The organism is Cobetia marina, from assembly GCF_001720485.1.
In the GTDB taxonomy this organism is placed as follows: Bacteria; Pseudomonadota; Gammaproteobacteria; order Pseudomonadales; family Halomonadaceae; genus Cobetia; species Cobetia marina.
Genome location: NZ_CP017114.1, coordinates 1249518 through 1262479, shown reverse-complemented (window position 1 = coordinate 1262479; position 12962 = coordinate 1249518). Strand labels below are relative to the sequence as shown.

Genomic DNA, 12962 nt, shown 5'->3' with positions numbered 1-12962 from the left:
GTCAGTGACCTCCGTCGCTCTTCACCCGTTCGACGGCTTCCAGCCAACCGGCATAGAGGCGCTCACGCTGCTCTTCCGCCATCTCCGGCGCGAAGGTGCGCTCGCAGTGCCACAGCTCGCTGATCTCCTCCAGGCTTTCATACCAACCGATATGCAGGCCGGCCAGATACGCCACACCCAGCGCCGTAGTTTCCAGCACGCGTGGGCGATCCACCTTCACGCCCAGCATGTCGGAGAGGAACTGCATCACCCAGTTGTTGCTGACCATGCCGCCATCCACGCGCAGATTCGCGCAATTGATGGTGACGTCATCCAGCATGCACTCCTGCAGATCTCGGGTCTGATAGCACACCGATTGCAGGCCGGCCGCGACGATGTCGGTGATGCCGGTACCTCGGGTCAGCCCCAGGATCGCGCCGCGAGCCTGCGGGTCCCAGTGTGGCGCTCCCAGGCCGGTGAAGGCCGGCACCATGTAGACGCCGTGATCTGCGCTGGCCGCACGTGCCAGCGGCTCGGTCTCGGAGGCGTCGGAGAACAGCTTCAGGCCATCACGCAGCCACTGCACGGTGGCGCCGGCCACGAAGATGCTGCCTTCCATGGCGAAGGTCGGCTTGCCGTTGAGGCGATAACCGACGGTGGTGAGCAGACGGTTCCTGGACAGCTCCATCTTCTCGCCGGTGTTCATGATCATGAAGCAGCCCGTGCCATAGGTGCTCTTGCTCATGCCCGGCGTGAAACAGGCCTGCCCGACCAGCGCCGCCTGCTGATCGCCCGCCACGCCACGGATCGGCATTGCCGCCCCGAACAGCTGCGGATCGGTGGTGCCGAAATCATCACTGGAATCCAGCACTTCCGGCAGCAGGCATTCCGGGATGCCGAACAGCGCCAGCAGCTCGCTGTCCCAGCACTGATCAACGATGTTGAACAGGCAGGTGCGCGAGGCATTGGTGGCATCGGTCACGTGACGGGCCCCACCGGTCAGCTTCCAGATCAGATAGCTGTCGACGGTTCCGAAGGCCAGTTCGCCCTTCTCGGCGCGCGCACGCACGCCTTCTACGTTCTCGAGAATCCAGCGCAGCTTGGTCGCGGAGAAGTACGGGTCAATCAGCAGGCCGGTCTTGCGCTGAATCATCTCGCCATGGCCGGCATCGGAAAGCTCACGGCAGTACTCGTGGGTCCGGCGGTCCTGCCAGACGATGGCGTTGTAGACCGGCACGCCGGTCTTGCGGTCCCAGACGATCGTGGTCTCACGCTGGTTGGTGATCCCGATGGCCGCGACCTGCTCAGCGCCGATATTGGTATTGATCAGCGCCTGATGCACGGTGCGCTTCACCGATCCCCAGATATCATCGACGTGATGCTCGACCCAGCCGCTGTTCGGAAAGTGTTGCGCAAATTCTTCTTGTGCCAGTCCGGTCACCGCGCCTTCACGATCGAAGAGGATGGCGCGCGAGCTGGTGGTTCCCTGGTCAATGGACAGAATGTGGTTGGTCATCGTCAATATCTCCCGGTAGTCCGTTACAAGATGGCCCGCCCATGCCACGTTCAGCGGGCCATTTGAATGATCATGTTTCCGCTGGGAATCAGCTGGCGGTGCGTGCCGACATGCGAGCGCTCTCGAAGATCGTCAATGACAACAGGACGACCGCCATCACGCACGAGCCAATCAACAACATGAAACCACCATCCCATCCATAGGCATCTACCGTATAGCCTACCAAGGCACTGGCAGCGACAGAGCCGCCCAGGTAACCGAACAGGCCGGTGAAGCCAGCCGCGGTCCCTGCCGCCTTCTTGGGTACCAGCTCAAGCGCCTGCAGACCGATCAGCATGACCGGGCCATAGATCAGGAAGCCGATGGCGACCAGACACAGCATGTCGATTCCCGGATTACCGGCAGGATTCAACCAATAGACAGTGGTGAAGACGGCGACCAGCGCCATGAAACACACCCCTGTCGCACCGCGGTTGCCCCGGAACAGCTTGTCGGACAACCAACCACACAGCAGCGTGCCGGGAATACCGGCCCACTCATACAGGAAATACGCCCAGGAGGACTTGTCGACGCTGAAGCTCTTGGCTTCCTGCAGGTAGGTCGGCGCCCAGTCGAGGACCCCGTAACGCAGCAGATACACGAAGACATTCGCCAGCGCGATGTACCAGAGCATGCGATTCTTGAACACGTACTTGACCAGGATCTCCCGCGTGGAGAATTCCTGCTCGTGGCTTTCATCGTATCCCGGCGGATAGTCATTCTTGTGCTTCTCGATGGGAGGCAAACCACAGCTCTGCGGCGTGTCTCGCATGGTCAGCAGGGCGAAGATCGCCACGAAGACGGCCAGCGCGGCAGGCACATAGAACGCGGACTGCCAGTCGTTGAACCAGGCCATGCCAAGAATGAACAGCGGACCGACAAGACCGCCGCCGACGTTATGGGCCACGTTCCACACCGAGACGATCTGGCCACGCTCACTCTGTGACCACCAGTGCACCATGGTGCGACCGCAGGGCGGCCATCCCATGCCCTGCACCCACCCATTGAGGAACAGCAGCACGAACATGATGCCGATGCTGGAGGTTGCCCAGTCAGTGAAACCGAACAGGAACATGATGCCGGCAGACATCAGAAGACCGGCAGGAAGGAAGTAACGCGGGTTGGAGCGGTCAGAGACAGCCCCCATCACGAACTTGGAGATACCATAGGCGATCGACACGCCGGCAAAGGCCAGACCAAGATCACCACGGGAATAGCCCTGCTCCACCAGGGAAGGCATGGCCAGGGAGAAGTTCTTGCGTACCAGATAGTAGCCGGCATAGCCTAGAAAGATACCGAGAAAGATCTGCCATCTCAGTCGCTTATAGGTGTCGTCTACCTTGGCGTCGTGAAGCGGTGTGGCGTGCACCGCGGATTTGAATAAACCGTACATTCTGCTGCTCGCTCCTGATTTTACGACACCGACCTCTACACGGGCATAGCGACGCCTTGACAGACGCGCTTGGTGTTCGAATGCGAAAGTACAGGCTTCACATCGGTGTCACAATGCGAAAAGCACCGATATTCGCTAGACCTTTGTCTACACGAGCATGACAATCCTTGCTATTCAGTAAGTTATGCATGATTTCGTATAACTTCAACGGCTTGCGCCCACCAGGTCAATCAGTGCGACCACTGGCGTCACCGCGAGCATGTATCAAAAAGAACATCAAACGAACATTCTGGATGGCACACTGCCCCGCCTCACCATCACGGGGCACCTGGTCGAGCAGCAACCGCACGCAGGATCACGTTGCCTGCGCGACGGTTCAGAGCAGACGTCTTTTCACCGGACATGAGCAAGAGGACAGGATGATGCAGTCCAAGCGCCACCGCGCCATCGTCGAACTGATCACGCGTCAGGGCTATGCCTCCATCGAGCAGCTGGCGAGTCACTTCAAGGTCACGCCGCAGACCATTCGCCGTGATCTCAACCAGCTCTCGGAAGCCGGTGCCCTAAAGCGTGTCCATGGGGGGGCGGGACTTGAATCCAGCACGGTGAACACTGCCTACAGCACGCGCAAGACCCTGAACCTGGAAGCCAAGCGGCGCATCGCTCGCACCCTCGCCAACGAGATACCGGATCACGCCTCGCTGTTCATCAACATCGGCACCAGCAATGAGATGGTCGCCGAGGCGCTGTGTGATCATCACGGACTGGAAGTCATCACCAACAACCTCAACGTGGCAGCCATTCTCCAGCACAAGGAGGATTTCAATGTCATCGTCGCCGGTGGCATGGTGCGCTCCCGCGATGGCGGCATCATCGGCGAGGCCACCATCGACTTCATCAATCAGTTCAAGGTGGATTACGGCATCATCGGCATCAGCGGCATCGATGAAGATGGCTCGCTGCTGGAGTTCGACTATCAGGAAGTGCGTGTCGCCCAGGCGATCATCCACAACTCGCGCCAGGTATTCCTGATCGCGGATCACTCCAAGTTCCAGCGCAATGCCGTGGTGCGTCAGGGCAACCTGAGCCAGCTGGATGCGCTGTTCACGGATATCCAGCCTCCGGAAAACATTCTGAGACTGATGCACCAGCATGAAGTGGCCTTGCATGTTGCGGTATCCGACGAGGCCGGGAACGCCTGATCCACGGCGCAGAGCGCCCAGCCACGCGGAACGCCTGTCGTCTCGCCATCCCCTTCCTCATCGTTGAGTCATTTCCCACGTCAAGCCGTGCGTCATGCCGTGGCGTGGGTCGCCGCTCTTCTTCTCCTTCTTCTCTTCTTCTCTTCTTCTCTTCTTCTCTTCTTCTCTTCTTCTCTTCTTCTCTTCTTCTCTTTTTCTCTTTTTCTCTTCTTCTAGCCTGCTCCTCCTCGGCTCTCTTCTCATCCTCCTGCTCAGCAAGCTCCCCTTGCATCGGGCATCTCGCCTTGCGGTGCGCCGGCAGGCTGCAGAAAAGCCCGTCGGCCAGTGCCTCGAGCGCATGGGCGAAGAGGCAGATCTTCATCCGACTGTCATATCCCGCATCGACACTGTGAAAAATGTTCAGGCAGGACAACAGGTTGAACATGGTGCAATGCCGGGTCGCTTGTTCGAGCCCATTATGCGCACTTTCGAAAATCGAGGTGCCACAAGAATCACCTTGATGTTCGACTTTCACTAAGCTATGTTCACTTTCGAAACTTATCACGCGCACCGAACCGGTGCCGCCCCATCTCGATCTCCCCGGTAGCGCCGGGCACGTGCAGGAGCAGCCCATGTCCCGCGACAACGACGCACTTATCGACCTCTTCATCATCGGCGGTGGCATCAATGGTGCCGGTATCGCCAATGACGCCAGCGGGCGCGGCCTGAGCGTGGCACTGTGCGAGCAGAATGATCTGGCCAGCGCCACCTCTTCCGCCAGCAGCAAGCTGATCCATGGCGGCCTGCGCTACCTGGAACACTACGAGTTCCGGCTGGTACGTGAAGCCCTGCAGGAGCGTGAAGTGCTGCTCAAGAAGGCACCGCACATCATCTGGCCCCTGCGCTTCATCCTGCCGCACCAGCCACATCTTCGTCCGGCCTGGATGATCCGCGCCGGCCTGTTCCTGTATGACCACATCGGCAAGCGCGAGACCCTGCCAGCCTCCAAGGGGCTCAAGTTCGGTGAGCAGAGCCCCTTGGTCAGCGAGATCACCCAGGGCTTCGAATATTCCGACTGCTGGGTGGATGATGCGCGTCTGGTCATCACCAACGCGCTTCAGGCTCAGGAGCAAGGCGCGGAGATCATGACGCGCACTCGCTGCGTCGGGGCACGCGACGTGAACGGGCATTGGGAGCTGACGCTGGAGAACATCGACAGCGGTGAGACCTTCACCCGTCACGCCCGCACATTGGTGAATGCCGCCGGGCCGTGGGTGGAGTCCTTCATCAAGGGTGCCACCGAGCGCACGCCGCGCTACGGCATCCGCATGATCCAGGGCAGCCACCTGATCGTGCCGCGCCTCAATACCGATGATCGCGCCTTCATCCTGCAGAACAAGGACAAGCGCATCGTCTTCGTGCTGCCCTATCAGGAGGACTTCAGCCTGGTCGGCACCACGGACGTGCGCTACAAGGGCGACCCCTCCGAGGTAGCCTGCTCCAGCGATGAAACCGACTACATGCTCGAGGTGGTCAACCATCACTTCAAGCGCAAGCTGAGCCGCGATGACGTCATCTCCTCCTTCTCCGGCGTACGCCCGCTGTGTGATGACGAGTCAGCCGACCCGTCAGCGATGACCCGCGACTACACCTTGCACCTGGATGACAGCGGCGCGCCGATGCTGTCCATCTTCGGTGGCAAGATCACTACCTATCGCAAGCTGGCCGAATCCGCGCTGGAAGATCTGAAGCCGCTGCTGCCCAACATGGGTGAGCCGTGGACCCACGAGAAGGCCTTGCCGGGGGGAGACATCGAGAGCCGCGCGGCCTTCACTCGCCAGCTGGTCCGCGACTTCCCGTTCCTGGGAGAGGCTCGCGCCAGACGCCTGGCTTCCAGCTACGGCAGCCTGTGCCTGCACTTCCTCGACGGCAAGAAGAGCGAAGCCGAGCTTGGCGAAGACTTCGGTGCCGGCCTGAGCGCCGCCGAGATCGATTACCTGGTCGAGCGTGAGTGGGCACATGAGGTACAGGATGTGGTGTGGCGGCGTACCAAGCTGACCCTGCGCCTGAGCGATGAGCAGAAGGCCCGCATCGGTGAGTACCTCAAGGAACGCCTGATGGCGCACGCCGCCTGACGCTTCGCTGATTCATCTGCTCGCGACATCAGAAAGCCCGCCCTCCTGACTGGAGGGCGGGCTTTCTGTCGTTTACTCGCAGACTCTTGCGTGCTGTCTCTTGCCTGCTGTCTCTTGCCTGCTGACGCTTGCTGTCAGCCTTGCGGGGGCACGCTTACTGGATGCCGCCCTCGGTCAGCTTGGCCGGGTCCAGCAGGCGCTCCAGCGTCTCACGGTCGAGATCCGTCTCCTCCTCGGCCACCTCGAGGATCGGCCGGCCGGCCTGATAGGCCACCTTGGCGATACGTGCGGCCTCGTTGTAACCGATCACCGGATTGAGTGCCGTGACCAGAATCGGGTTCCTGGCCAGCGGCGCTTCGATGTTGTCCCGCCGCACCGTGAAGGTGGCAATGGCCTTGTCCGCCAGCAGGCGGCTGACATTGGCACTCAGCGTGATCGAGGACAGCAGATTGTTGGCGATCAACGGCAGCATGACATTGAGCTGGAAGTTGCCGCTCTGACCGGCGATGCCGATGGTGGCATCGTTGCCCATCACCTGGGCAGCCACCTGGGCGGCAGCTTCCGGAATCACCGGATTGACCTTGCCCGGCATGATGGAGCTGCCCGGCTGCAAGGCCTCAAGCTCGATCTCGCCCAGCCCGGCCAACGGCCCGGAGTTCATCCAGCGCAGGTCATTGCTGATCTTCATCATCGCCACGGCGTAGGTCCGCAGGTGGCCGGAAAGCTCGACCGCGGAATCCTGACAAGACAGCGCCGCGAAGAAGCTGTCGGCCGGACGGAAGGCGTGCCCGGTCTGAAGCGATAGGCGCTTGGCCATGCGTTCGGCAAACTCGGGATGCGCGTTGATGCCACTGCCGACGGCCGTGCCGCCCTGGGCGAGACGCTCGAGACGCGGCAGCGACTCCTCGATGCGCTCGATGGCCTGTGCCACCTGGGATTGCCATGCCCCCAGCTCCTGGCTCAGACGAATCGGCATCGCGTCCATCAGGTGGGTGCGGCCGGTCTTGACGACATCATCGACCTCCGCCGCCTTGCTCGCGATCACGTCGTGCAGATGACGCAGCGCAGGCAGCAAGGTATCGGTGACGGCAATGACCGCCGACAGGTGAATCGCCGTCGGGATGACATCGTTGCTGGACTGCCCCATGTTGACGTGGTCATTGGCGCCGACCTTGAGGTCGCTGTTCTCGCTTTCCAGCTGGGCATTGGCCAGATGCGTCAGTACTTCATTGACGTTCATGTTGGTCGAGGTACCGGAACCGGTCTGGAAGACATCGACCGGGAACTGATCCGCATGCTCGCCATCGATGATCTGGCGCGCCGCCTTGACGATGGCGCCGGCACGCGCCTCATCCAGCAACTCGAGGTCGAGATTGACCTCTGCCGCGGCAAGCTTGATGCGCGCCACCGCCTGGATGAACGGTGCCGGCAAGGGCTGGCCGCTGACCGGGAAGTTGTCCACCGCACGCTGGGTCTGCGCCCCGTAGAGTGCACTGACCGGCACCTCGAGTTCGCCCATGCTGTCCTGTTCGCGACGGGTCTGGCTGCTCATGCAATGACTCCCTGTGATGACACCAGGCAGCGGCTCGTGTGACTGGCGCTGCCGGTAGGCGTGAATGGATTGCCCCCATGATCACGTGGGGCCTTGGGGGAATCCAATCAAGCCACTTGATGGTAGTGATTATCAATAACAATCATCAGATTTCCGCGTTACCCTTCACGACCCGCCACTAACCTGCTGATGACAACGTGATTCTGGCATGCCAAGCGCTGTGACGAGCTCGTGGGGGTCGGTTACACTGTGCGGCGATTCGGTGGTCCGCCGCGCCCTGCCTGCGCCGGTGTACGGCGGCATCGCTCACGACATCCTCTTCCATTCTCTGTCGACGGAATCTCCTGGCACCCGATGTCCACTTCTCTGCTGCTGATGCCCGCCATGTCTGCGACCCGCCTGCTCACCCCCGGTCTTGTCATTCGCGAGGGGGAATCGGCATGAACTGGCTATCGCACAATCCCTACTTCACCTACCTGCACCGCCAACGCCTGCATATCCTGCGGGTCACCGTCGCCCTGACGCTCTGTTTCAGCATCATCGAGCTGTTCGATCTGCCGCACAGCTCCTGGGCACTGGTCAGCACCGTGATGGTGATGGGCAATCTGCCCCACGTCGGCGGCGTGCTCGACAAGGGCTCGCAGCGCCTGCTCGGCACGCTGCTGGGGGGACTCTGGGGCCTGATCCTGATACTGGTCGCGGACCCGCTGCCCGGCGTGGTGCCCATCTGGAGCATGGTCGGCATCGCGCTGGCGCTCAATGCCACCTTCAGCAACCGCTATGGCTACAGCTCGCTGCTGTTCTGCGTCACCCTGCTGATGGTGGTGGGCGATGGCAATCATGATCTCGGGATCGCCCTGTGGCGCGTCTTCAACGTGGTACTGGGCACCTTGATCAGTATCGTGGTCAGCCTGGTCCTGCTGCCCCAGAAGGCGACGGATGTCTTCCGCTTCCTGCTGGCCGACAACCTCGACAAGCTGGCGCGGCTCTACCACAACCACACCAATGCAGAGCGTTCCAGCATCGAGGAAACGCTCAATCTGGTGCGCGCCACCTCCGCCCAGCTGGTCAAGCAGCGTGGACTGGTGGATGCCGTGGTGCGTGAGGGCCGGATCCAGCGCGGTGATATCGAGGAGATCCTGTCGTTCGAGCGGCGCATGATCTCGACCATCGAGCTGCTGCAGGAAACCCACTGGAACACGCGAGAAGGTCATGAGTTCATCGAAGGACTCGAGGGCCTGCGCGATGCCCAGCACCGACTGGCTCGTGCCCTCGGCACGCTGGCCTTCCAGGTGCGTACCGGCCAGCACATCGAGCTGACGGTCACCCCGTTCGACCTGCAGCGCTATGCCGAGGTACGCAATGTCGAGAGCCGCAAAGGACGTGCCCTGTTCAGTCCGGCAGGTTATCTGTGGCTGAATCGTGAACTCGCGCGCCTGACGGAAGCCCTCGGGGAGCGGCTGTCCCTGCTGGAACGTCTGCCCAGCGAGCGCCTGCAACGGCGCCTGCCGGGCCATGGCCTGATCAGTGATGCCCGCCGGATATTCCTGCCGGAGGACCCGACCCCGGGCGAGACAGCCGTCCCCAAGGACTCTGACAGCGACGGCACGCCCCCGACACCCGAGGCGAAGTCACCTGACACCCGGGATGACGCCCATTCCCGCTCGCCCGCCGCCACGCCCGGTGACACGCCCGGTGACACGCCAAGGAAAGACGCATGAGCACAGCGCATGACATCACTGCCACCAGTGACCACGATGTCCTGATCGTGGGCGGCGGTGCGGCCGGCCTGACCCTTGCGCTCAGCCTGGCCAATCAGCCGTCATCCGCGTCGCGCTCGCGCCGCGTGACGCTGCTGCGTCCGGCGCGGGAGGCCCAGGGCGCCAGCCGCTGGGCTCAGGGCGGCATCGCGGCGGTACTGGCCCCGGAGGATGACGTGGAATCGCATGTCGCCGATACGCTGATCGCGGGGGACGGCCTGTGCAACGAGCGAGCGGTGCGCTTTACCGTCGGACATTCCCGCGAGGCCATCGAGTGGTTGATCGGGCTTGGCGTCCCCTTCACGCCAGCCGAAGCCGATGCCAGCTATCCCTATCACCTCACCCGGGAAGGCGGCCACGGCCGGCGACGCATCATCCATGCGGCCGACGCCACGGGGCGGGCGCTGCTGGATACGCTCAGTCAGCATGTCGAGTCACATCCTGCCATCGAGGTGCTCGATGACCTGCTCGCCGTGGACATCGAGGTGAAGGGGGCCCAGGTCGCGGGACTGCGGGTCATCGATGGCACCGGCCAGCAACGCTTGCTGACGGTACGCGACCTGGTATTGGCCACGGGCGGTGCCAGCGGCCTGTTTGCGCATGCCACCAGCCCCAGCGCCAGCGTCGGGGATGGCATGGCGATGGCCGTGCGTGCCGGTGCCAGCCTGATGAATCTGGAGTTCCAGCAGTTTCACCCCACCTGTCTGTACGACCCGGCCGGAACGCCGTTCCTGATCTCGGAAGCCGTGCGCGGCGAAGGTGGCCTGTTGAAGCGCCCCGATGGCCATCGCTTCATGCTGGATCACGACCCTCGCCTGGAGCTGGCACCACGCGACGTGGTGGCGCGCGCCATCCTCGCCGAGATGCGCGCTCACGGGCTGGATCACGTCCATCTCGATATCAGTGCGCTGGGTTCCGCGGCCATCCATCATCACTTCCCGACCATCCTGGCGCATTGCCGGGAGCGTGGCATCGACATCACCCGAGCCCCGATTCCCGTGGTACCGGCAGCACATTACAGCTGCGGCGGAATCGCCACCGAATTGAATGGCGCGAGTGATCTGGCAGGACTGTGGGCCATCGGCGAAGTGGCCTGTACAGGGCTTCACGGGGCCAACCGCATGGCCAGCAACTCATTGCTGGAATGCCTGGTGCAGGCGCGCGCCTGCGGCGAGGCGCTCACCGAGGGCGAATCGGCGCCCGACACCTGGCCAGTGGCGCAGGCGCTCACAACGAGCATGCTGCCTGAACGAGGACAGCTGCCTCCCCGCCAGCAGGCACTATTGACCCGACTGAAAGACAGGCATGCACTCTGGCAGCACGTGATGTGCCTGGAGAATCGCGAAGCGGATGAGCGGCTCACGGCGTTGCGGCGCCTGATGAGCCTGCAGGCAGGCATCGAGCGTAGCCAGCAGGGACTGGAAGCGGCACTGGATCAGATGGCGGCCTGGCTGGCCTGTGAGCCCCCTCATTCGTCAGAGCGCGCTCATTCCTCTGAACTCTCCCGGCAAGGCAGGCACTCAGGGGCCAGCGCAGGTGTCACTCACCTGGCCCTGTATCAGGCGCTGACTCTGGCGCCGCTGTTGTTGATCAGCGCTCACCAACGTCATGAATCACGTGGGCTCCACTTCGTGCGCGATTACCCCATGCCGGCACCGCGTGCACGTGACAGCGTGATTCACCTCAGATGATCATTGGCGGCGATCAGTCGCGATACGGGCCATCAGCGGCTCGATGGCAGGCGGCTGTCGTGGCATGTCGTGGGCGAGAGGTGGCCACAGCAGCCACAGTCGCAACCGATGCAGCTGGGCTGGAGGTGCACTGTCTGGCCAGAGCCACAGAGTACGTGAGCGCTCACCGGGGCGCGTGAGGCGCAGGCCCACCAGTCGCGGCGAACACCACAGGCGCGTGACGCCGACACGCTGCCAGCCACCGGAGTTCGCGTCCGCCCACCACCAGCAAAGGCGCATCTCGGGGTGCCGCCTGCGCGTCTCGTCGAGTGATGCCGGTGGGCGAGGGCTTTCCTCTTCGGCTTCGTCGTGCGCCAGTTCGCCCTCCTCACCTCCCTCACCTGTCTCCGTCTCTGTTTCTGTTTCTGGCATGGCGGCCAGCCCCGTGCGCTCCGCCCTTTCCCCCACGGGCTCCGCCCCGAGCGCCAGCCACCATACCTCCCGATGCCGGTCGCGGCGATGCCACCACCACCAGGCTTCCACCCCCTGCAAGACCCCGCCTGTGGCCAGCATGGCCATGACGGCCGAATGGATGTTCAAAGGCGGCATCATGCCCCAGAAAGCACAATGCTCCGCCTCGAAAGGCAGAGCATCATGGGTGCGGCAGGCCCACCAGGCATCCAGGCCGGAAGGTCCTGCCAGGCGAGCGAACAGCCACGTCATCAGCACGAGGCTGCACGCCAGCAGTATCAGGCGCAGAATCGCCTGAGCATGCAGGGCCTGCTCAGAGGCCCTTGAACTGATCGCGTTCGCCATGTTCTGCATTGGCGATCACCATGTCGATCAGGCGCTGATAGTCCTCATTGCCACACGGATCCCGCTTCATCAGCCACACGAAGAGATCCTGATCCTCTTCCGCGAGCAGTTCCACGTAGAGGGCCTTGTCCTGCTCACTCAACGCATCGAAGCGCTGCTCGAGAAAAGGCAACAGCAGCAGATCGAGTTCCCACATGCCGCGGCGGGAGTGCCAGTGAAGGCGCTTGCGAATCATCTCATCCATTGCCCGAACCTCAGTCGTCACATCAATGCCCGCAGTATACCCGAGGGGGAGTCTGGCAGCATCCGTTGACCCTTTGCCACGACAGGAATTGGCAATCCATGTCGTGATGGGCAATGATGTTCGTAGTGCGTTGTTTTCTCAGGATTTGCCCATTATGCTGAGGAGATAACAATCACAAGGATGCGGGGGTCCGTCAGACGACAAGAGGTCATCTGACAGCCGCATCACGATCACCCTTCCCGCTAGGGTGCAGGCATGGAGAGATCCGATGACCAAGTCCGAGCTGATCGAACAGATAGCCATGCGACAGCCTGAGTTGTCGCTCAAGGATGTAGAAGCCGCCGTTCGCATCATCCTCGATGATGTCACTGATGCGCTGGCCCACGGGGGGCGCGTGGAGATTCGCGGGTTCGGCAGCTTCTCGCTGCACTACCGTGAGCCGCGTCTGGGACGCAACCCGAAGACCGGAGAGCCCGTCCAGCTGGACGGCAAGTTCGTCCCGCACTTCAAACCGGGCAAGGAACTGCGCGAACAGGTCGATGCCAGCCGCGCGCTCGGCTACTGAGCCCACAAGGCATCGGCCTGGCCTCAGGCCGCACGGCTGACGTCGAGACTCACGGCTTGCCCGGTGATACACTCGCCAGGCGATGATTCACGACTGCATTTCATGACAAGGA

General features: G+C 62.3%; 11 protein-coding genes. 6 read left to right on the top strand and 5 right to left on the bottom strand.

Going from position 1 to position 12962, the window contains the following annotated elements:
* Position 1: 1 nt before the first annotated feature.
* Together glpK and glpT are read right to left on the bottom strand one after the other, a co-directional pair.
* Entirely contained in the window at positions 2-1495 is a 1494-nt protein-coding gene (gene glpK, locus BFX80_RS05375; RefSeq protein WP_077374601.1) for a glycerol kinase GlpK, read from the bottom strand.
* Between the two features lie 88 nt (positions 1496-1583).
* Positions 1584-2927: a glycerol-3-phosphate transporter gene (glpT, locus tag BFX80_RS05370; protein ID WP_077374603.1), complete on the bottom strand. Its 1344-nt coding sequence runs from the start codon at positions 2925-2927 to the stop codon at positions 1584-1586.
* A gap of 419 nt (positions 2928-3346) precedes the next feature.
* On the opposite strand from glpT, the gene BFX80_RS05365 reads away from it, so the two are divergent.
* The 3 genes from BFX80_RS05365 (at position 3347) to glpD (ending at position 6243) form a co-directional block, all read left to right on the top strand.
* A complete protein-coding gene (locus BFX80_RS05365) occupies positions 3347-4129 on the top strand; it encodes a DeoR/GlpR family transcriptional regulator (protein ID WP_084208138.1) in 783 nt (260 codons plus the stop codon).
* A 94-nt stretch (positions 4130-4223) separates the two neighbouring features.
* Positions 4224-4646 carry a hypothetical protein gene (locus BFX80_RS05360; protein WP_084208137.1) on the top strand — a complete coding sequence of 141 codons (423 nt, stop codon included), beginning with the start codon at positions 4224-4226 and terminating at the stop codon, positions 4644-4646.
* Positions 4647-4740: 94 nt separating this feature from the next.
* The gene (gene glpD / locus BFX80_RS05355) at positions 4741-6243 is read left to right on the top strand and encodes a glycerol-3-phosphate dehydrogenase (protein WP_084208136.1); all 1503 of its coding nucleotides are present in this window, start codon (positions 4741-4743) and stop codon (positions 6241-6243) included.
* A 154-nt stretch (positions 6244-6397) separates the two neighbouring features.
* On the opposite strand, the gene BFX80_RS05350 is transcribed toward glpD, so the two are convergent.
* The gene (locus tag BFX80_RS05350; RefSeq protein WP_077374611.1) at positions 6398-7795 is read right to left on the bottom strand and encodes a class II fumarate hydratase; all 1398 of its coding nucleotides are present in this window, start codon (positions 7793-7795) and stop codon (positions 6398-6400) included.
* 440 nt (positions 7796-8235) lie between these two features.
* On the opposite strand from BFX80_RS05350, the gene BFX80_RS05345 reads away from it, so the two are divergent.
* Together BFX80_RS05345 and nadB are read left to right on the top strand one after the other, a co-directional pair.
* Complete coding sequence (locus tag BFX80_RS05345) at positions 8236-9516, top strand: FUSC family protein (RefSeq protein WP_084208135.1); 1281 nt, start codon at positions 8236-8238, stop codon at positions 9514-9516.
* Positions 9513-11246, top strand: a complete 1734-nt coding sequence (gene nadB, locus BFX80_RS05340) for an L-aspartate oxidase (RefSeq protein ID WP_084208134.1) — start codon at positions 9513-9515, stop codon at positions 11244-11246. The genes BFX80_RS05345 and nadB overlap by 4 nt, the downstream gene beginning before the upstream one ends.
* Here nadB and BFX80_RS05335 read toward each other — a convergent pair whose 3' ends face one another.
* Positions 11247-12050 carry a hypothetical protein gene (locus BFX80_RS05335; protein WP_084208133.1) on the bottom strand — a complete coding sequence of 268 codons (804 nt, stop codon included), beginning with the start codon at positions 12048-12050 and terminating at the stop codon, positions 11247-11249.
* Complete coding sequence (locus BFX80_RS05330) at positions 12010-12285, bottom strand: FAD assembly factor SdhE (RefSeq protein WP_077374619.1); 276 nt, start codon at positions 12283-12285, stop codon at positions 12010-12012. Before BFX80_RS05330 ends, BFX80_RS05335 begins: the two co-directional genes overlap by 41 nt.
* A 268-nt stretch (positions 12286-12553) precedes the next feature.
* Here BFX80_RS05330 and BFX80_RS05325 point away from each other — a divergent pair, with 268 nt between their 5' ends.
* Positions 12554-12850: an integration host factor subunit beta gene (locus BFX80_RS05325; protein WP_077374621.1), complete on the top strand. Its 297-nt coding sequence runs from the start codon at positions 12554-12556 to the stop codon at positions 12848-12850.
* The last annotated feature ends 112 nt before the right edge of the window (positions 12851-12962 follow it).

Coding starts and splice junctions, on each gene's coding strand:
- glpK (WP_077374601.1), bottom strand. CDS start 1,495: ATGACCAACCACATTCTGTCCATTGACCAGGGAACCACCAGCTCGCGC.
- glpT (WP_077374603.1), bottom strand. CDS start 2,927: ATGTACGGTTTATTCAAATCCGCGGTGCACGCCACACCGCTTCACGAC.
- BFX80_RS05365 (WP_084208138.1), top strand. CDS start 3,347: ATGATGCAGTCCAAGCGCCACCGCGCCATCGTCGAACTGATCACGCGT.
- BFX80_RS05360 (WP_084208137.1), top strand. CDS start 4,224: ATGCCGTGGCGTGGGTCGCCGCTCTTCTTCTCCTTCTTCTCTTCTTCT.
- glpD (WP_084208136.1), top strand. CDS start 4,741: ATGTCCCGCGACAACGACGCACTTATCGACCTCTTCATCATCGGCGGT.
- BFX80_RS05350 (WP_077374611.1), bottom strand. CDS start 7,795: ATGAGCAGCCAGACCCGTCGCGAACAGGACAGCATGGGCGAACTCGAG.
- BFX80_RS05345 (WP_084208135.1), top strand. CDS start 8,236: ATGAACTGGCTATCGCACAATCCCTACTTCACCTACCTGCACCGCCAA.
- nadB (WP_084208134.1), top strand. CDS start 9,513: ATGAGCACAGCGCATGACATCACTGCCACCAGTGACCACGATGTCCTG.
- BFX80_RS05335 (WP_084208133.1), bottom strand. CDS start 12,050: ATGCAGAACATGGCGAACGCGATCAGTTCAAGGGCCTCTGAGCAGGCC.
- BFX80_RS05330 (WP_077374619.1), bottom strand. CDS start 12,285: ATGGATGAGATGATTCGCAAGCGCCTTCACTGGCACTCCCGCCGCGGC.
- BFX80_RS05325 (WP_077374621.1), top strand. CDS start 12,554: ATGACCAAGTCCGAGCTGATCGAACAGATAGCCATGCGACAGCCTGAG.